The sequence below is a fragment of the Aureimonas flava genome, from assembly GCF_003583935.1.
Lineage (GTDB): Bacteria > Pseudomonadota > Alphaproteobacteria > Rhizobiales > Rhizobiaceae > Aureimonas > Aureimonas flava.
The window spans coordinates 117,468-135,990 of record NZ_QYRN01000003.1; the positions used below are offsets into that span (position 1 = coordinate 117,468).

Consider the following 18,523-nt stretch of genomic DNA (forward strand, 5'->3'; position numbering starts at 1 on the left):
CGGGCTCCTCGGACGGGCTTCAAGGCATCAACTGACCGCCATTGACCTCGAGGATCTGGCCGGTGACGTAGCCGGACAGGCTGCCGGCGGCGAGGAACAGGTAGGCCGGGGCGCAGTCCTCGGCCGTGCCGAGGCGCTTGAGCGGAATGGCGTCGGCCGTCGCGTCGAGCTTCGCCTTGGACGAATAGCGCCGGTGGAAGTCCGTCATGATCGTGCCCGGCGACACGGCGTTGACGCGGATGCCGTCCGGCGCCAGTTCCTTGGCCAGGGTCTTGGTCCAGGCGGACACGAAGGCCTTGGCGCCCGAATACAGCGCCGAGCCGGCACTGCCGCCGGAGCGACCGGAGATCGACACCGTGTTGACGATCGAAGCGCCTTCGCTCCGGCGCAAAGCCGGCAGCAGGGCGCCCGTGAGCGCCACCACCGAGCGGATATTCAGATCCAGCACGTGGTCGTAGTCCTCGCGCGTCTCCGTGCCTGCGGGAACGCGCCCGCCCATCGTGCCTGCGTTGTTCACCAGGACGTCGACCGTGCCGGTCCGCGCCAGGATCTCGCGGGCGAGCTCCTGGCCGCCCTCGGGCCGCGAAAGGTCCTCCGTCAGGAGCGTCAGCCGCGGCCGCGCGCCGGCCGGGAGCCTGGCCAGGAGGTCGCCCTCCACATGCGACAGGTCGCGCCCGGCATGCACGAGGACCTCCGCCCCGCAGCGCAGGAAGGCGACGGCCACCGCCGCGCCGATGCCCCGTCCCGCCCCGGTCACCACCACCGTCCGGTTCTCGAACAGCCTCGAATCGAATCCGATCATGCCTGCCTCCTCGTCCGCCGCATGGGACCGGGCGCGCCGCCGTGCGTCAAGCCGGCCGGCGCGGCACGAGGGCGAGCACCGCGACGGCGAGCCACGCGAGGATCAGCACGCTGCCGCCGATGGGCGCCGCGTTGGCGAAGAGGCGCTCGCCGCCGACCGCGCGCATGGCGAGGTCGCCCGAGAACAGGATCGTGCCGAGGATCATCAGCCCACCGGCCACGGTCCGCCCCCGCAGGGCGCCGGGCGGGACGAGGCCGAGCGCGAGCAGCGCGGGCGCATGGACGAAGGCGATCGCCGCCGCGATGGCGACGAGGTTGGCCTGCGCACCGCCATGGGCCGCAAAGGCCGCCCCGGCCGTGCCCGCGGCGCCCAGCAGGCCGGCCGCCGCCACGAGGCTGCGCGCCGTCACAGGATCGGCCTGTGCGGATCCGCGTCCGGCTCGTCGTCCGCGCCGGGCTTGCGCGGCTGCATCTCGTCCAGTACCGAGCCGGACCACATCCGGTAGCCCGCCGAGTAGGCCGCCTTGCCGAGGAGATGGGCCGCGATCGGTGCGGTGAGGAAGAAGAACACGATGGCGGCGATGGCGCGCAGCACCTCGGCGGTCTGCACGGACACGATGGCGAGCGCCACCAGCGCCAGCGCCGAGCCGACCGTCCCCGCCTTGGAAGCCGCGTGGACGCGCGTGTAGAAGTCGGGCAGGCGCAGGATGCCGACCGAGGCGACCAGCGCGAACAGCGCCCCCAGGATCACGAACAGGGCGGCGAGCAGGTTTCCGAGGGCGGTCACGGCTGCGGCTCCTGCGTCAGGACGACCTCGTCCGGCTCCTCCGCCACGTCCACGGAGACGGGCGAGCGCTCGGTGTCGCCACGCGCCATGATGAAGCGGGCGAAGGAGATGGTGGCCAGGAAGCCGACCAGGCCGAGCGCGATGGCGATATCGACATAGAGGGTGAACCCCGTGTCGATGCCGATCACCGCGATCAGGCCGATCGACGAACTGGTGAGCACGTCGAGCCCGAGCACGCGGTCGGGCAGCGTCGGCCCCTTCCAGATGCGCACGATGGTCAGCGTCAGCGACAGACACAGGAGCACCAGCGCGATCGACAGCGACCAATCCAGGACGAGTTCGGAAAACTGGAGGAAGCTCATTCGGACAGTTCCAGGATCCGTCGCTCGAAACCCTCGGCGATCTCGCGTCGCCGCGCGTCGGGGTCCGAGCAGTCGAAGGCATGGACGTAGAGCGTGCGCTCGTCGTCGGAGATGTCGAAGATCAGCGTCCCCGGGGTAAGGCCGACGAGATTGGACAGGAGCGCGATCTCGAACTCGCTGCGCACCTTGTGACGGTAGAGGAAGACGCCGGGTTTCAGCTCCAGCCGGGGCCGCATCACCACGACCGCGATGCGCCAGGCCGAGACGGCCAGGTCGTAGATCAGGAACAGGAGCAGCGAGGCGACCTTGCGCCCGTGCCGGAAGTAGCCGCCGGCCCCGACCTGTTCGCGGATGAGATAGAGCGACGCCGCCCCCAGGAAGAACCCGAAGATGAGGTTGGCGAGGCTGAAGCCGCCGGTGATGACCAGCCAGACGAGGGCGAGAAGGAGGTTGGCGACGAAGGGCGTCATGGCACGTCTCCCAGGACCGCGGCCAGGTAGCGCGCCGGATGGAGGACCTGATGGGCCGCCTGCATCGACAGGCTCGCCAGCGGCTGCGGCCAGACGCCGACGGCCACCACGAAGACGCACAGGGCGACCAGCGGAACCGTCGCGAGCGGGCGGCCGGGCGGCGGCGCGCGGAACGCCTCCTCCGCCGCATGCGGCTCCAGGTCCGCGAGCGCGGGCAGCGGACGCCAGAAGGCGAGCGCGAAGACGCGCGCGCAGGCGATGGTGAGGAGGAAGCCCGAAAGGAGCACCGCGAGCGCCAGCCACGGAAGGTCGGCCGAGAGCGACGCGCGCACGAGGAGCATCTTCGGCCAGAAGCCCGAGAAGGGCGGCAGACCCGACACGGCCAGGAGAAGCATCAGCATCAGCGCCGAGAACAGCGGGTGGCGGCGCCACAGGCCGCCCATCTCGTGCAGCGACGAGGAGCCGTTCCGAAACGCCGCGACGCCCGCCGCGAGGTAGAGGGCGGTCATCACCACGATGGAGTGGACCGCATAGAAGATCGCGCCCGCAAGACCCGTGGCGAGCGGACCGTCGGGGGAGACGCCGTTCTGGATCAGGCCACCGGCTCCCTCCCCGCGCAGTACGCTGGCCGCGCCTGTGGTGATCGCGCTGGACGCGCTTTCCAGGACGGGCGGGATGGCGATGCCGGCGAGGATCGTGCCGATACCGGTGATCACGGCGTAGTTCAGCATGCGCCGAAGGTCCGACTGCGCGAGGGCCCCCAGCGCACCGAACAGCATGGTGAGCGCGGCCATCCAGGCGATCACGACGCCCAGCCCGCCGCGCTCGGGCGGGAACAGCATCAGCACCACGCGGATCAGCGCATAGATTCCGACCTTGGTGAGAAGCCCCGCGAACAGGGCCGACACCACGAAGCGCGGCGTGTGGTAGGAGGCCGGCAGCCAGAAGTTCAGCGGGAAGGCCGCCGCCTTCATGGCGAAGGCCACCACGAACAGCGAGGCGATCGTCAGGAGGATGCCGTTGCCCTCCATCCGCGCCGACTTCACCGCGATGTCGGCCATGTTGAGCGTGCCGAACAGGCCGAACAGGTAGCCGATCGTCAGCAGGAAGAAGGTCGCGCCGATCAGGTTGAGGAAGCAGTATTTGGTGGCGCCGTCGAGCTGCTCGCGCTCCGAGCCGAGGATCAGGAGCCCGAAGGAGCCAATCAGCAGCACCTCGAACCAGACGTAGAGATTGAAGATGTCGCCGGTCAGGAAGGCGCCCGATACGCCGCCCATCACCATGAACAGGAACGGGTAGAACCCGTAGCGGCGCCCTTCCTCGTCGATCGAGGCGATGGCGTAGATGCCGCAGGCGAGCCCCGCGAAGCCGGCGACCGACAGGAACAGCGCGCTCAGGAGATCGGCCGAGAAGGAAATGCCGAACGGGGGCTTCCAGCCGCCCATGGCCATGGCCATGGGTCCGCCCTCCGCGATGCGCCAGAGCAGCGCGAGGTCGGTCGCCAGCAGGAGCACGAGCCCGATCACCGCGATCACGGGATGCAGGTCCATGCGTCGGCGCATCATCAGGAGCACGGCGCCGAACACGAAGCAGATCACGACGGGCAGGACCAGGAGGGCCTGGTCCGGCGCGAATCGGTCCACGACCATGGCTTCGGCGATCAGGTTGGCGGTCTCGTCCACGGGCCCCTCCTCAGAAGCCGAGGGGCGGGAGCCCCTCGTCCTCGGGTTCGGCCACGCGCATTTCCATCGTGTCGTCGGTTTCGAGGTCTTGGTAGGCGCGATAGGCGAGCACGAGCAGAAACACGAAGAAGGAGAAGGAGATGACGATCGCCGTCAGCACCAGGGCCTGGGGCACCGGATTGGCGACCGCCTGCGGCGGAATCTTCAGCCCGGCCGGGATCAGCGGCGGGGCGATCGGGTCGATCCGCCCGGCGACGAACAGCGACAGGTTGACCGAATTGCCGAGCAGCACCACCCCCAGCAACATGCGGATGATGTAGCGCGACAGAAGCAGGTAGATGGTGACCGAGAACATTACCGCGACGAGCGCGGCCAGCGCGATTTCCATGTCAGGCGGCCTTTCTCATCCCGAGTAGCGCTCCTCGAGCGAGAGCGCGATCGAGGAGATCGCGCCGACGATGACCAGAAAGACGCCGAGGTCGAAGATCAGCGTGGTGGACAGGGCGAGCTCCGCGCCGGCCACTGAGACGAAGGCCCAGAGCCCCGTCATGAAGGGCGCGCCGCCGAACAGCGGCATGAGCCCGGCGAACACCGCCACCAGGAGGCCGAAGCCGGCGTAGGCGATCGGGTGGAAGTGCAGCGCGCGGCGCACCGCGTCCACGCCGCAGGCCATGCCGTAGACAGCGATCGCGGACGAGGCGATCAGCCCGCCGATGAAGCCGCCGCCGGGCTCGTTGTGTCCGCGCAGGAGCACGAACAGCGAGAACAGGAGCATCAGCGCGGTGATGTAGGGCGCGGTGACGCGGAAGATGACCGTCCTCATGGATGCAGCTCCCCGGCCCTGCGCCGCCGCTTGCGCGAATGGCGCGCGTCCGGCTTGCTGGCGCGGATGCGCACCAGCGCCAGGATCGCCGCACCGGTGGTCAGCACCACCGCGATCTCGCCCCACGTGTCGACGCCGCGGAAGTCCACGAGGATGACGTTCACGATATTGCGGCCGTGGGCGATCGTGTAGCTGTAGGTCTCGTAGAACTCGGCGAGCTGCGTATCGAAGGGCCGCTGGGTCACCGCCATCAGGAAGAGGCCGAGGCCGAGGCCGCCGGCCGCCGCCAGCGCGGCTTCCGGCACGATCTTGCGCCATGGACGACGATCGGCTGGCATCAGCCGGAGCCGCGTCATCACCAGGGCGAGGATCGACACGGAGAGGATCTCCACCATGAACTGGGTGAACGACAGGTCCGGCGCGCCGAGCAGCATGAACAGCAGCGCCACCGCCAGGCCCTGGATCCCGAGCGAGACGATCGCGGTCAGGCGGCTGGTGGAGAAGGCCACCACGAGAATGCCGAGGATCACGATACCGATGATCGCCCATTCGTAGAAGAACAGCCGCGGCATCTCCGGCACGCTGGGCAGCGAGCCCGTCCAGATCATGGTGATCCAGACCGTGGCGACGATGACGCCGAAGGTGACGCGCATGTAGACGTCCAGCCGCCCCGGCTGGAGGCGATTGGTGATGTTGGCCGCCATCACCACGAGGCCGCGCATCGCCTGGTCGAACCCCTTGTCCGGCCCCCAGCCGATGCGCGCGAGGAGCGCGGCGACGCCCGAGCGCATCCCCTGCGCCTTCAGGAACAGGACGACGCCCAATGCCACGGTGACGAAGGACAGGACCAGCGCCGCCCCCCAGTGGAAGCCGAGCGCGATATCGACCGCGAGCGCCCCGTCCAGCGCCGGTGGCGACATCGGGTTCGAGATGAACTGGTGCGTGGTCTGCGAGAAGATCGCAGCCAGGAGGCCGACGACGCCGAGGAGCATCGGGCCGAACCAGATCATCGGGCTGGTCTCGTGGGCGCGCCGCATGCCGCTCGGCAGCGGGCCGAGGAAGGGCTTCAGCGCGACGAGGAGGGCGACCGCGAACATCAGTGCGTTGCCGGCGACCGCGGCGATCGTGGTGAGCACGCCGCGCAGGTCCGCGACGGCCGTCGCGGCGTAGACCTCCTCCTTGGCCAGGAAGCCGAAGAGCGGCGGCAGACCGCCCATGGCGGCGGCGCCCAGGATCGCCGCGGCGAAGGTGACCGGCATCTTGGCCCGAAGGCCGCCCAGCGCGCGGATGTCGCGCGTTCCCGCCCCATGGTCGATCGAGCCGGCGACCATGAACAGGCAGGCCTTGGCCAGCGAATGCGCGAACAGATAGAGCACCGCGGCTTCGACCGCGATCTCCGAGCCGATGCCCAGCAGCATGACGAGCAGCCCGAGCGAGGCGATCGTGGTGTAGGCGAGCATCAGCTTGATGTCGCTCTGGCGCATCGCCAGCACGGCGCCGATCACCAGCGTGATCCCGCCGAACAACGGCAGAGCCACCGCCCAGATCGTCGAGTGTCCGGCCAGCGGGAAGATCCGCATCAGGAGGTAGATGCCGGCCTTCACCATGGTGGCGGAGTGGAGATAGGCCGACACCGGCGTCGGCGCCTCCATCGCGTTGGGGAGCCAGACATGGAACGGCATCTGCGCCGACTTTGTGAAGGCGCCGAAGAGGATCAACACCAGCGCGGGCACGAAGACCCCGCTGGTGCGGAAGGCGTCGGGCGCACTCAGAAGCAGGCTGAGGGACGACAGCCCCGTGCCTTCGCGCATCATCAGGAGCCCGGCGAGCAGCGCCAGCCCACCTCCACCCGTCACCACGAGCGCCTGCACCGCGCCGCGCCGCGCCGCCTCGCGCTCGTGGTCGAAGCCGATCAGCAGGAAGCTGGTGATCGAGGTCAGCTCCCAGAAGATGAACAGGGTGATGAGGTCGTCCGCCAGGACGAGGCCGAGCATCGAACCCATGAACAGGAGGATATACGCGTGGAACCGCCCGCGCTTGGAGCCGCGCGGCATGTAGCCGCCCGAATACACGACCACCAGCGCGCCGATGAACAGGATCAGGAAGGCGAAGCCGAAGGAAAGGCCGTCGAGCCGGAACGCGAAGCGCACCCCGAAGGACGGCACCCAGTCGAAGCCGAACAGGATCGGCACGCGCGCCTGCACCTGCGCGCTCTGCTGGAACAGGATCGCCAGCGCGCCCACGGGGAACAGCGCCAGCACCAGCGAGCCGAGCCGGTCCAGGAGAATGATGGAGAGGGGGGCGACGATGGCTCCAAGGAACGGAAGCGCGAGGGCGAGAAACAGCAATCCGTCCGAAAGGTAGTCCATCCAGTCCCCGTGATCCCTCGCGCGCTGCGCGGCCGGACGTCTGCCGCTATGCAGCAAAGGCTAACGCGCGACCCCGCTTTTTCAAGGCCGAAACGCCTGCGCGAGGCTGGTTTGCGCGGGTTTCCCGGGCACACGTGCTTGTGACCGCATGTCCGGACTCCTAGCTAGGCTGCATCGAACGATTCCCGACAGGAGGACGCCGTGGCCGATCATCCGAAAGTGCACAAGAGCGATGCGGAATGGCGCGAGCAACTGACGCCGGAACAGTATCAGGTGGCGCGCGGGCACGGCACCGAGCGCCCCTTCACGGGGCCGAACTGGGACCAGAAGGCGGACGGCCTCTACACCTGCGTCTGCTGCGACCGGCCGCTGTTCCGCTCCGAGACCAAGTTCGAGTCCGGCACGGGCTGGCCGAGCTTCTACGAGCCGGTGGAGCGGGAATCGGTCAAGGAGGTCACCGACCGGACGCACGGCATGGTTCGCACGGAGGTCCGCTGCGCGGACTGCGACGCCCATCTCGGCCACGTCTTCGACGACGGGCCGCGCCCGACCGGGCTTCGCTACTGCATGAACGGATATGCGTTGAACTTCCAGCGCGATTGAGCCACGAGGCTAAGCTGGCGGGGCGCCCGACGCGCCCCGCTTCCCGCCCCTCGCGGCCCCGATCGGACACGCCATGCCCCCCGTCTTTCGCGACGACCTTCCCCCTCCTCCGCCCGCCGTGCGACGCCCCGTTTCCGACGAGCGGCACGGGAAGACGCGCACCGACGACTACGCGTGGCTGCGCGCGCCCAACTGGCAGGAAATGTTCAAGGACACGGGGCTCCTGGATCCCGCCATCCGATCGCATCTCGATGCCGAGAACACCTATTCGCGTGCGGTCCTGGGCGAGCTGGACGGGCTGAAGGCGGAACTGATCGCGGAGATGCGCGGCCGCATCAAGGAGGATGATTCCTCCGTGCCCGCTCCCGACGGTCCCTATGCCTACGGCGTGGCCTTCCGCCACGGCGCGGAGTATCCGCGCTTCGTGCGCCGGCCGCGCGAGGGCGGCGACGAGACCGTGATGCTGAACGGCGAGGTGGAGGCCGAGGGCTCCGACTACTTCTCGATCGGCGGTGTCGACCACTCGCCCGACCATAGATGGCTCGCCTGGTCGCGCGACGACAAGGGATCGGAATTCTACGACCTGTCGGTGCGCGATCTCGAGACCGGCGAGGACACGCGGGAACTCGTCGCCGACACGAGCGGCGGCGTCGCATGGGACGCCCGCTCGCACGGCTTCTTCTACACGCGCCTCGACGCCAACCACCGCCCGAGCCGCGTCTTCTACCATGCGCTCGGCACCGACGCCGCGGACGACCTCCTGATCTACGAGGAGACCGACACCGGCTTCTTCATGGGCGTCGGCGGCACGCAGTCGAACAGTTTCGTGGTGATCGACATCCACGATCACGAGACTTCGGAAGCCTGGCTGATCCCCGCCGCCAACCCCGCCGCCGAGCCGCGCCTCGTGGCTCGCCGGCGGACCGGCGTCGAGTACGACATCGACGAGGGCGATGGCACCCTCTACATCCTGACGAATGCGGATGGGGCGCGCGACTTCAAGATCGTCACCGCGCCGGCCGACATGCCGGGCAAGGAGAACTGGCGCGATTTCGTGGCCCACGAGGACGGGCGGCTGATCCTGAGCCATCTCGTGCTGAAGCGTCATCTCATCTGGCTGGAGCGGCGGGACGGGCTGCCCCGCATCGTGGTCAAGCGGCTGGCGGACGGCGCCGAGCACGTGGTGGCCTTCGCGGAGGAGGCCTATTCGCTCGGGCTCGGCGGAACCTACGAGTTCGACACGACCGAGATCCGCTTCTCCTACTCGTCCATGACGACGCCCAACCAGACCTTCGCCTACGATGTGGAGACGCGCGAGCGCACACTTCTGAAGACGCAGGAGGTCCCGTCCGGCCACGATCCGGCGGCCTACGTCACGCGCCGCATCCACGCGCCGGCCGCCGATGGCGAGACGGTGCCGATCTCGCTGGTCTACCGCCGCGACACGCCCCTCGACGGCTCGGCGCCGTGCCTCCTCTACGGCTACGGCTCCTATGGGATGACGATTCCGGCGTCCTTCAACACCAACTGCCTGTCGCTGGTGGATCGGGGCTTCGTCTACGCCATCGCCCACATCCGTGGCGGCAAGGACAAGGGGTTCCGCTGGTACGAGGCGGGCCGGCGCGAGCACAAGCGCAACACGTTCACCGACTTCGTCGCGGCCGCCGACCATCTCGTGGCCGAAGGCTTCACCCGGCACGACCGGATCGTCGCGAACGGCGGCTCCGCCGGCGGCATGTTGATGGGCGCGATCGCGAATCTGGCGCCGGAGAAGTTCGGCGGCATCGTCGCGGTGGTGCCCTTCGTGGACGTGCTCAACACGATGCTGGACGACACGCTTCCGCTGACACCGCCCGAATGGCCCGAATGGGGCAATCCGATCGCCTCGCCGGCCGACTACGCGACGATCGCCGCCTACAGCCCCTACGACAACGTTCGCGCGCAGGCCTATCCGCCGATCCTCGCCATCGCAGGCCTGACGGACCCGCGCGTCACCTACTGGGAACCGGCCAAATGGGTGGCGCGGCTGCGCGCGGTGAAGACGGATTCCAACCCCGTCGTTCTCCACACCAACATGGGTGCCGGTCATGGCGGCGCGTCGGGACGCTTCGCCAAGCTGGACGAGGTCGCGATGATCCACGCCTTCGCGCTCAAGCTGATGGGGCTGCCCGCGCGACGGCCCGCCGTCTGACCGCGGCGTGGCGATGGCAGCGTCAGTTCCCCTCGCCGTCCGGCGCCACGGCGGGGATCGCCTTGAGATAGGCGGCGATCGCCTCGCGGTCCTCCGCAGGCAGCCGGGCGAGATTGTTCTGGACGGCCACCATGGAGCCGCCGACGCTGTCGAAGTCCGGGGTGAAGCCGGTCTCGAAATAGGTCACGAGGTCGGCCTCCGACCAGTCCGCGACGTCGCCTCCCGGAGTGATGTCGGGGATGCTGCCCTCACCCTCCGGGGCAGGGCCGCCGGCAAGCCAGCGCGAGCGGTCCAGCCCGCCGAGGCCGCCCAGCGTGCGGGGCGTGTGGCATTCGCCGCAGTGGCCCGGCCCTTCCACTAGGTACTGTCCTCGCTTCACCGCATCCGTGGCGTCCGCCGGCAGCGCGACCACGGGTGATGGGTCGAGGAAGACCCGCTGCCACAGGCCGACCCCGCGACGGATGTCGTACGGAAAGCGAAGGTCGTGCGGCGGGGCGACGGCGTCCGAAGCGGGTAGTGTCATCAGATAGGCGTGGAGATCCGCGACGTCGCCGGCCGTCATCCGCGCATAGGACGTGTAGGGGAAGGCCGGATACAGCGGCTCGCCGTTCGGCCCGACGCCGCGCTGCATGGCGTTGGCGAAGTCGGCGAGCGACCAGGCGCCGATGCCCGCCTGCGGATCGGGCGAGATGTTGGGTGCGTGGAACGTGCCGAACTCGGTCACCAGCGGCGCCCCGCCGATGAGCGCGATGGGCCCGTCGCCGGAGGGCTCGGCGGGCGCGTGGCACGACGCGCAGCCGCCGGCGTGGAACAGGCGTTCGCCCCGCGCCGCGTCGCCACTGCCCTTGGCGGCGATCGCCTCGGGCGGCAACCGCGAAGGACTCGTCAACGCGTAGGCCGCGCCGGCTGCCAGCACGATCACCCCGAGGGTGATGGCGATCCCACGCGCGGCCATCCCCGCCACCTATCTCTGGCGGAATTGCTGGTGGCAGCTCTGGCAGTTGCTGGCGACGCTTGCGAAGGCGGTCTTGAAGGCCTCCACGTCGGCCGGCGCGGCATCGAGGGCCGCCTGCGTATCGGCGACGAACTTGGCGTTGGCGGCCTCGAACTCGGCCGGCTTCTCCCAGATCGCCGGAGCGGCTTCCGTCTTGCCGCCCGTCTTGGAATCCTCGGGGAAGAGCGTGCCGAAGGTCTTGGCGTCCGCGTTCAACGTCTGGAGGATCTCGGTCGCCTTTGCGGCCTCGAACGGCTCGTCGCCCTTGATCAGCGCGTTGGCCGACCGCGCGGCGCGGGCGTTGTTCTTCATGAGTTGCTGACGCTCGGCGATCACATCCGTGTTCTGTGCCGTGGCCGGCAGGAGCGGCGCCAACAGCGCCGCTACGGCCAGGAGGCCCGCGAAACCCGACTTCCCGATTCGCATGATCGTTTCCCCACGAGAGATTGGAACGTCTCCAGGGAGCAGATAGCGAAAATTCCCGCGTGTCCATCCGCCGACGCGTCGCACGGTGCGCGCGAAACGCGGAAGGGCCCCGCCGCGAGCGACGCGGCGGGGCCCTTCGGATGCGGTCGCGAGCTTTCGGCTCAGGCGCCGGCAGCCTCGAAGCGCTCCAGCACGTAGTCCCAGTTCACGAGACTGTCGACGAAGGCCTCGAGATACTTCGGACGGGCGTTGCGGTAGTCGATGTAGTAGGAGTGTTCCCAGACATCGACGCCGAGGATCGGGGTCGCGCCGTGCACCAGCGGGTTCTCGCCGTTCGGCGTCTTGGCGATCTGGAGCTTGCCGTCCTTCACCGCCAGCCAAGCCCAGCCCGAACCGAACTGCGTCTTGCCGGCCTCGATGAAGTCGTTGCGGAACTTGTCGTATCCGCCGAGATCGGAATCGATCGCCGTCTGCAGCTTGCCGGGCAGGCTCTTGCCGCCGCCGTTCGGCTTCATCCATTTCCAGAAGTGGATGTGGTTGTAGTGCTGGCCGGCATTGTTGAAGAGCGGCTGGTTCTTGCCGAAGGACTGCTTCACCACCTCCTCCAGCGAGGCGTCGGCGAGGCCCGCCTCGGCCGCGAGCTTGTTGCCCATGTCGACATAGGCCTGGTGGTGCTTGTCGTGATGGTATTCCAGCGTCTCCTTGGACATGAAGGGCTGGAGCGCATCGTAGGCATAGGGCAGTTCGGGCAGGGTGAAGGCCATCGGTCGTCTCCTTCTTCTCGAGCCCGTCCGGCGCGACTCGATCCGGCCGGCGGGCACTGAAACCGGGCCCTTAGCTAGAGCCTGGCGTCCGGTTTGTCAGCCTCGGGCGGCACGAAAGGCGGAGCATCCGCCGAATATCGACGGAGCGCCTCGGGGGCGCGCGCGCCGTCAGGAGACCTTAAGGCTTGGGAACGAAGATCACGCGAGCGCGTTCACAGCGCATGTGTTGACGCGGTTCGGGCCGAAGCCCCCGGCACAGGGGGCAGTCCGGGTCGCCAGTTCTGGCTGGATCATGACCGACGATCGAATCTCCCGCGCGCTCTCGCGCCGCTCCCTGCTCCAGGGTCTCGGCCTCGGGGCCGCCGCCTTCGCCCTGTCCGGTTGCACGATGGACAGCCGCGCTCGCGTGGCGAACCTCACGCCGTTCAACGGCGGCACCGGCCCCGGCGGCATCAACCCCGAATACCTGACCGCCTACGGGCAGATACAGGACGGCGGCTTCACCATCCCGGCGATCGACCTTCGCCGCATGGACGTGCGCTATCTGCGCCGCCAGGTTTCCTACGCTGGGCCCGAGGAGCCCGGCACCATCATCATCGATACGCCGACGCGCTACGCCTACCTCATCCAGCCGGGCGGCACCGCCATGCGCTACGGCGTCGGCATCGGCCGCGACGGCTTCGCCTGGGAAGGTCGCGCGCGCGTCCAGTACAAGCGCGAATGGCCGCGTTGGACCCCGCCGTCCGAGATGATCGCGCGCCAGCCGGAACTCGAGATGTACCGCGAGGGCATGGAGCCCGGCCTGAAGAACCCGTTGGGCGCGCGCGCGCTCTACCTGTTCCAGAACGGTAAGGACACGCTGTATCGGCTGCACGGCACGCCGGAATGGTGGACCATCGGCAAGGCGGTGTCGTCCGGCTGCGTGCGCTTCATGAACCACGACATCATCGACCTCTACGACCGCGCCAGCGCCGGCGCGACGGTGATCGTCAATCAGGCGGGCGGCGCGACCGTCTGACCCCGCCTCGATCCGCCGCCCGTCAGGTGACCCTGTTGCGGCGGCGGAAATCCGGGGTGTCCCATCGGCCGGTGCGCAGAATGTCGACGAGCACCGCCGCGCCGCGTCGCACCTCCTCCTCGCCGAGATAGAGCGGCGTGAAACCGAAGCGCATGATGTCCGGCGCGCGGTAGTCTCCGATCACGCCCTCGGCGATGAGCGCCTGCATCACCGCATAGCCCTGCGTGTGGCGGAACGAGACCTGCGACCCGCGCGCCGCAGGGTCGGCGGGCGAGGCCAGTTCCAGGTCCGGCACGCCCGTCCGCACCTCGCGCACGAACAACTCGCCGAGCGCGATCGAGCGGGCGCGCACCGTGCCCATGTCGATACCGTCCCACACGTCCAGGGCGGCGTCGAGCGCCGCGAGCGCCAGGATCGGCGGCGTGCCGACGCGCATCCGCTCCACGCCGGCGGCCGGCCGATAGGCTGGCTCGAAGGCGAAGGGCGCGTCGTGGCCGAACCATCCCGACAAGGCGGGGCGCACGTTGGCTGCCAAGTGCGGCGCGACGAAGATGAAGGCCGGCGCACCCGGTCCCCCGTTGAGGTACTTGTAGGTGCAGCCGACGGCGAAGTCAGCGCCGGCGCCCGACACATCCACCGGCAGGGCGCCGGCGGAATGGGCGAGATCCCAGATCGTCAGCGCGCCGGCGGCGTGCGACCGTGCCGTCAGCGCCGCCATGTCGTGGAGCCGCCCGGTGCGATAGTCGACCTGCGTCAGCATCACGGCGGCGACGCTCTCGTCGATGGCCGCCTCCACCGCCTCCGGTTCCACGACGCGCAGTTCGTGGCCGCGCCCGAGCGAGGCGATCAGCCCTTCGGCCATGTAGAGGTCGGTCGGGAAGTTGCCCGTATCCGAGAGGATCACGCGTCGGTCCGGCTTGAGGTCCAGGGCGGCGGCAAGCGCCTGGTAGACCTTGATCGACAGGGTGTCGCCCATGGTCACCGTGCCGGCGGGCGCGCCGATCAGGCGGCCGACGCGGTCGCCCACCCGGCGCGGCAGGTCCACCCAGCCCGCGCTGTTCCAGGCGCCGATGAGCGAACGTCCCCATTCGCCCGAGATCACGTCCGCGACGCGTCGCCCGACCGACTTCGGCAGGGCGCCGAGCGAGTTTCCGTCGAGATAGACGAGGCCGTCCGGCAGGTCGAAGAGCGCGCGCGTCGCGCGGAAGGGATCGGTCTGGGACATGGGCTCCGGGGACGCTCGGGAACGCCGACGCTCGGATGCGCCGGCCGATGACGCGTTCTGCGCCGGATCGCGACCTGCGTTCAAGGGGTGTCCGGCAGCGCCATCTCCGGCCCGTAACCGAGTTGCGCGACGAACGCGTTCCAGTCCCGCACCCGCAGCGCCCCGCCGGAGGCCGCACGGTGCCCGTTGCCGTACTGCTCGTCCGCACCCGGCGGGCGTACCGAGGCGAGAAAAGCCAGGATGTCGCGGTCGGTCGCGGTGCGGGCCGCGAAATGCACCCAGCCGGGGCGATAGCCGGTGTTGGCGGCGATCACGATCCGGTCCTTGAGACGTCCACGCCAGGCCTGCGCGACGAGCGGGTGGATCTGGCAGGGCGAAGCGAAGCGCACGACGGCGACATCGCCGGCGACCTTCGGCGCCATCTTGCGCGCGGCATCGAGCGCGGACGCGACCTCGGCCTTGGCCGCGAGAAGCGCATCGGTCTCTGCATGCTCGCCAGACAGGACGGCCTTCGGCCCGTCCGCCTTGCGCAGGAGCGCGAAGGCCGCCGAGGCATCGCCGCTCGCCGTGCGGCGCGGCGCGTTGACGAGAGAGGTCGCCTTGCGCAGCGCGGTGATGCCGTATCGCTCCCTCGCCTCCTGCATCTCCGGGAAGCCGGCATCCTCGGCCAGATCGCCGATCAGGCCGATCGCGGCGAGCCACAGGAGATCGTCCGCCGGACCCAGCGTCCGTGCGCAGCGGTAGGCAAGAAGGCTGGAGGTCGGGACCGGATCGTCGGCGATTCCGCTGATCGTGACGGCACCGGCCGGGCGGCCGGTCGGCACGTGGTGGTCGATCAGGATTGTCGGGACGTCATCGCGCGGCAGGCGGGCGGCGACGCCGAGATCGGCGATCACGAGGCCGCCGATCGGCCGGCCGGCCAGTTCCGTGCGGAAGGCGTCGGAATAGGCGTTCTCGCCCTTGCCGACGATGCGCAGCGCCGGTGCGTGGCCCGCTCGCTCCAGCGCCGCCTGCAGGATCACGCCGGCCGAGAGACCGTCCGCGTCGTTGTGGCACACCAGGAGCGGATCGGGGCCGAAGCGCCGGACGGCTGCGGCGAAGGCTTCCGGCCGGTCGTAGTCCGCCTCGTGCCGTGTCATCCGCCGTTCCCTCCGCCGCGTTGCCTCGACCGACAACGCGGCAACCGGCCGGCGGCTCCGCCAAGACCGCCGACAGCGCCCTCCCGCGTCAGACGGCGCGCAACCGCATCCGGCGGTTCACGCGCAGCGCGATCAGCGTGCAGACGGCACCCGACAGCAGATAGATGCCAACCGCCGCGAGCCCGAAGCGGCTGGTCGCGCCCAGCGCCACGAGCGGCGCGAAGCCGGCGCCGATCAGCCAGGCGAGATCCGTGGTGAGGGCGGAGCCCGTGTAGCGGTCGCGGCCCGCGAAGTTGGAGGCGACCGCGCCGGCCGACTGACCGTGCGACAGACCGAGAAGCGCGAAACCGATCATGATGAAGGTCGTCTGCCCGGTCGTGCCGCCGCCCAGCAGGAAGGGCGTGGCGACGCTGAAGGCGGCGATCGCGATGGCGCAGGCGCCCAGATGCGTGCGCCGCCCGACGCGATCGGCGATGGAGCCCGACAGGAGCACGCAGACCAGGCAGACCGCCGCGCCGACGAGCTGCATCAGAAGGAATTCGCCCGGCGATCGGTCGGAGAAGATGTCGATGTAGGAGATCGGGAAGATCGTCACGAGATGAAACAGCGCGAAGCTCGCCAGCGGCACGAAGGCGCCGACCAGCACCGCGTTGCCCTGCTTGGCGACGAGTTCCTTGACGCTCACCGGCGTCAGGTCGCGGCTCTCGTAGAGTTCCGCGTATTCCTCCGTGGCGATCAGGCGCAGGCGGGCGAACAGGGCGACGACGTTGATCGTGAAGGCCACGAAGAACGGGTAGCGCCAGCCCCAGCTCAGGAAGTCCTCCGCCGACAGGTTGAGGTAGAAGAAGGCGAAGAGCGAGCTTGCGATGATGAAGCCGATCGGCGTGCCGAGCTGCGGCAGCATCGCGTACCAGGCGCGGTGCTTCTCCGGCGCGTTCAGCGCGAGAAGCGAGGCCAGACCGTCCCAGGCGCCGCCCAGCGCGAAGCCCTGGCCGAGCCGGAAGACGACCAGGGCGACCACGGCCCAAACGCCGACGGATTCGTAGCTCGGCAGGAAGGCGATGGCCGCCGTGGAGCCGCCGAGGAGGAACAGCGCGATGGTCAGCTTCACGCCGCGCCCGTGACGGCGGTCGACCTCCATGAACAGGATCGAGCCGAACGGGCGCGCCAGGAAGGCGAGGCCGAAGACCGCGAAGGCGTAGAGCGTGCCCGTCAGCTTGTCGGCGAACGGGAAGATCAGCGCGGGGAAGACGATCACCGAGGCGATGCCGTAGACGAAGAAGTCGAAGGCCTCGGACGCGCGCCCGATGATCACGCCGATCGCCAGTTCGCCGGGCGACACGTGTCCGTCGGTCGAGACGAGACGAGCGTCGCGCTCCATTTCCGTGGACGATGCCACTGACTGGTCCGGCGTCGACATGCCGCAGCTCCTGAGAATTCGGGCGTGATGCCCGCCCGCGAAAAATATGGCGTGCTACGGTGTCGAATAGGTCGCCCGCGGCATATTCGTCAAACGGAGGGCGGTTGGACAAAACGTCCAATCCCCTTTGCGCAGCGCAAAACTTACATCGCGCAACGAGACACCGGGACTGAGATGGTCGTTTTGCTCCAGAGATCCATGCGCGCCCTCGCCTTGTTGCCGCTCCTGCTCGCGCTGGGCGGGTGCAACATGGTGGTGATGAACCCGTCCGGCTTCATCGCCAACCAGCAGGCCAACCTCATCCTGATCTCGACGGGCCTGATGCTGCTCATCATCGTCCCCGTGATCGTGGCGACCTTCGTGTTCGCCTGGCGCTACCGCGCCGGCAACCCGAACGCGAAATACGACGCCGACTGGCACCACTCGACGCGCCTCGAGGTGCTGATCTGGACCGCGCCGCTGATGATCATCATCGCGCTGGGCGCGATCACCTGGATCTCGACCCACCTCCTCGATCCCTACCGGCCGCTCGATCGCATCGACGCCGCGCGCGCGGTGACCGCCGAGACGCCGCCGATCACCGTGGAGGTCGTGGCGCTCGACTGGAAGTGGATGTTCCTCTACCCCGAGCTCGGCATCGCGACCGTCAACGAGCTGGCGGCGCCCGTGGACCGGCCGATCAACTTCAAGATCACGTCCAGCGCGATCATGAACACGTTCTACGTCCCCGCGCTGGCCGGCATGATCTACGCCATGCCGGGCATGGAGACGAAGCTCCACGCCGTGATCAACCAGGCGGGCGTCTACGAGGGTCTTTCGGCCAACTATTCGGGCGCCGGCTTCTCCAACATGCACTTCAAGTTCCACGGCCTCGCGCCGGCCGACTTCGACGCCTGGGTGGAGAAGGTGCGCGCCGAGGGCCAGCCCCTGGATCGGGCGCTCTACGCCGAGATCGAGAAGCCCAGCGAAGCGGAGCCCGTGCACTACTACTCGTCCGTCGAGGACGGGCTCTACCAGGCCATCCTCAACATGTGCGTCGCCCCCGGCAAGATGTGCATGGACGAGATGATGCACATCGACATGCAGGGCGGGGGCGGCCACGACAGCGCGGGCACGCGCGACCGCCTCGTCTACGACGGCCACCGCAACCACGACGGCGCGGGCCACGGGCCCGAGGGCTACGCCGGGGCGGCGGGCGGCACGGAGGAGCCGGGCGCGACCTTCCCGGCCTCGGGCCGCGAGCCCCGCTCGGAGGAGACGCCCGAAGGCGTCGCGCCGCAGGGCGCGCCCGCCGGGCAGGCTCCGGCCGGCGGCGGCCATGAGGGCCACGGGGGCCACGAAGGGCACGGCGATGCTTCCGGCGGCAGCGTTGCCCCGGACCAGTTGAACCAGACGAACTGAACGAGACGGCCGGGCCCCGAAGGGTCCGGCCCGACCCAGAGCGAACCA

General features: G+C 69.2%; 19 protein-coding genes. 4 read left to right on the forward strand and 15 right to left on the reverse strand.

Features of this window, described 5'->3' with window-relative positions:
- Nucleotides 1–19: 19 nt before the first annotated feature.
- Genes D3218_RS06190 through D3218_RS06230 form a run of 9 tightly spaced genes read right to left on the reverse strand, consistent with a single transcriptional unit; the run spans nucleotide 20 to nucleotide 7,294 of the window.
- Complete coding sequence (locus D3218_RS06190; protein ID WP_119539048.1) at nucleotides 20–802, reverse strand: SDR family NAD(P)-dependent oxidoreductase; 783 nt, start codon at nucleotides 800–802, stop codon at nucleotides 20–22.
- A 46-nt stretch (nucleotides 803–848) separates the two neighbouring features.
- A complete protein-coding gene (locus tag D3218_RS06195) occupies nucleotides 849–1,211 on the reverse strand; it encodes a DUF423 domain-containing protein (RefSeq protein ID WP_119539049.1) in 363 nt (120 codons plus the stop codon).
- Nucleotides 1,208–1,588 carry a monovalent cation/H(+) antiporter subunit G gene (gene mnhG, locus D3218_RS06200; protein WP_119539050.1) on the reverse strand — a complete coding sequence of 127 codons (381 nt, stop codon included), beginning with the start codon at nucleotides 1,586–1,588 and terminating at the stop codon, nucleotides 1,208–1,210. Before mnhG ends, D3218_RS06195 begins: the two co-directional genes overlap by 4 nt.
- Nucleotides 1,585–1,950 carry a cation:proton antiporter gene (locus D3218_RS06205; protein WP_119539051.1) on the reverse strand — a complete coding sequence of 122 codons (366 nt, stop codon included), beginning with the start codon at nucleotides 1,948–1,950 and terminating at the stop codon, nucleotides 1,585–1,587. The genes mnhG and D3218_RS06205 overlap by 4 nt, the downstream gene beginning before the upstream one ends.
- A complete protein-coding gene (locus D3218_RS06210; RefSeq protein WP_119539052.1) occupies nucleotides 1,947–2,420 on the reverse strand; it encodes a Na+/H+ antiporter subunit E in 474 nt (157 codons plus the stop codon). The genes D3218_RS06205 and D3218_RS06210 overlap by 4 nt, the downstream gene beginning before the upstream one ends.
- Nucleotides 2,417–4,069, reverse strand: coding sequence for a proton-conducting transporter transmembrane domain-containing protein (locus tag D3218_RS06215; RefSeq protein ID WP_168990442.1), 1,653 nt, complete (start codon nucleotides 4,067–4,069; stop codon nucleotides 2,417–2,419). Before D3218_RS06215 ends, D3218_RS06210 begins: the two co-directional genes overlap by 4 nt.
- Before the next feature lie 43 nt (nucleotides 4,070–4,112).
- Nucleotides 4,113–4,490 carry a Na+/H+ antiporter subunit C gene (locus tag D3218_RS06220; RefSeq protein WP_119539054.1) on the reverse strand — a complete coding sequence of 126 codons (378 nt, stop codon included), beginning with the start codon at nucleotides 4,488–4,490 and terminating at the stop codon, nucleotides 4,113–4,115.
- A gap of 15 nt (nucleotides 4,491–4,505) precedes the next feature.
- Nucleotides 4,506–4,925: a Na(+)/H(+) antiporter subunit B gene (locus D3218_RS06225; protein WP_119539055.1), complete on the reverse strand. Its 420-nt coding sequence runs from the start codon at nucleotides 4,923–4,925 to the stop codon at nucleotides 4,506–4,508.
- Complete coding sequence (locus tag D3218_RS06230) at nucleotides 4,922–7,294, reverse strand: putative monovalent cation/H+ antiporter subunit A (RefSeq protein ID WP_119539056.1); 2,373 nt, start codon at nucleotides 7,292–7,294, stop codon at nucleotides 4,922–4,924. Before D3218_RS06230 ends, D3218_RS06225 begins: the two co-directional genes overlap by 4 nt.
- A 201-nt stretch (nucleotides 7,295–7,495) precedes the next feature.
- Between D3218_RS06230 and msrB the strand changes: the two genes are divergently transcribed.
- Both msrB and D3218_RS06240 read left to right on the forward strand, forming a co-directional pair.
- Nucleotides 7,496–7,897 (forward strand): peptide-methionine (R)-S-oxide reductase MsrB, encoded by a 402-nt coding sequence (gene msrB, locus D3218_RS06235; RefSeq protein WP_119539057.1) that lies wholly within the window; start codon nucleotides 7,496–7,498, stop codon nucleotides 7,895–7,897.
- A 73-nt stretch (nucleotides 7,898–7,970) separates the two neighbouring features.
- Nucleotides 7,971–10,088 carry a S9 family peptidase gene (locus tag D3218_RS06240; protein WP_119539058.1) on the forward strand — a complete coding sequence of 706 codons (2,118 nt, stop codon included), beginning with the start codon at nucleotides 7,971–7,973 and terminating at the stop codon, nucleotides 10,086–10,088.
- 22 nt (nucleotides 10,089–10,110) lie between these two features.
- Here D3218_RS06240 and D3218_RS06245 read toward each other — a convergent pair whose 3' ends face one another.
- The 3 genes from D3218_RS06245 to D3218_RS06255 form a co-directional block, all read right to left on the reverse strand.
- Nucleotides 10,111–11,043 carry a cytochrome c gene (locus D3218_RS06245; protein WP_119539059.1) on the reverse strand — a complete coding sequence of 311 codons (933 nt, stop codon included), beginning with the start codon at nucleotides 11,041–11,043 and terminating at the stop codon, nucleotides 10,111–10,113.
- Between the two features lie 9 nt (nucleotides 11,044–11,052).
- Nucleotides 11,053–11,508, reverse strand: a complete 456-nt coding sequence (locus D3218_RS06250; RefSeq protein WP_119539060.1) for a c-type cytochrome — start codon at nucleotides 11,506–11,508, stop codon at nucleotides 11,053–11,055.
- 161 nt (nucleotides 11,509–11,669) lie between these two features.
- On the reverse strand, nucleotides 11,670–12,272 hold the full coding sequence (locus tag D3218_RS06255) for a superoxide dismutase (protein ID WP_119539061.1): 603 nt from the start codon (nucleotides 12,270–12,272) through the stop codon (nucleotides 11,670–11,672).
- Nucleotides 12,273–12,564: 292 nt separating this feature from the next.
- Between D3218_RS06255 and D3218_RS06260 the strand changes: the two genes are divergently transcribed.
- Nucleotides 12,565–13,290 carry a L,D-transpeptidase gene (locus D3218_RS06260; RefSeq protein WP_119539062.1) on the forward strand — a complete coding sequence of 242 codons (726 nt, stop codon included), beginning with the start codon at nucleotides 12,565–12,567 and terminating at the stop codon, nucleotides 13,288–13,290.
- Between the two features lie 22 nt (nucleotides 13,291–13,312).
- On the opposite strand, the gene kynU is transcribed toward D3218_RS06260, so the two are convergent.
- The 3 genes from kynU to D3218_RS06275 all read right to left on the reverse strand — a co-directional run bounded on the left by kynU (nucleotide 13,313) and on the right by D3218_RS06275 (nucleotide 17,074).
- Nucleotides 13,313–14,515, reverse strand: coding sequence for a kynureninase (kynU, locus tag D3218_RS06265; protein ID WP_119539063.1), 1,203 nt, complete (start codon nucleotides 14,513–14,515; stop codon nucleotides 13,313–13,315).
- 80 nt (nucleotides 14,516–14,595) lie between these two features.
- Entirely contained in the window at nucleotides 14,596–15,654 is a 1,059-nt protein-coding gene (locus D3218_RS06270) for a DHH family phosphoesterase (RefSeq protein ID WP_119539064.1), read from the reverse strand.
- An 88-nt stretch (nucleotides 15,655–15,742) separates the two neighbouring features.
- Entirely contained in the window at nucleotides 15,743–17,074 is a 1,332-nt protein-coding gene (locus D3218_RS06275; protein WP_245414940.1) for an MFS transporter, read from the reverse strand.
- Nucleotides 17,075–17,248: 174 nt separating this feature from the next.
- Here D3218_RS06275 and cyoA point away from each other — a divergent pair, with 174 nt between their 5' ends.
- Nucleotides 17,249–18,475 (forward strand): ubiquinol oxidase subunit II, encoded by a 1,227-nt coding sequence (gene cyoA / locus D3218_RS06280; RefSeq protein ID WP_119539066.1) that lies wholly within the window; start codon nucleotides 17,249–17,251, stop codon nucleotides 18,473–18,475.
- The last annotated feature ends 48 nt before the right edge of the window (nucleotides 18,476–18,523 follow it).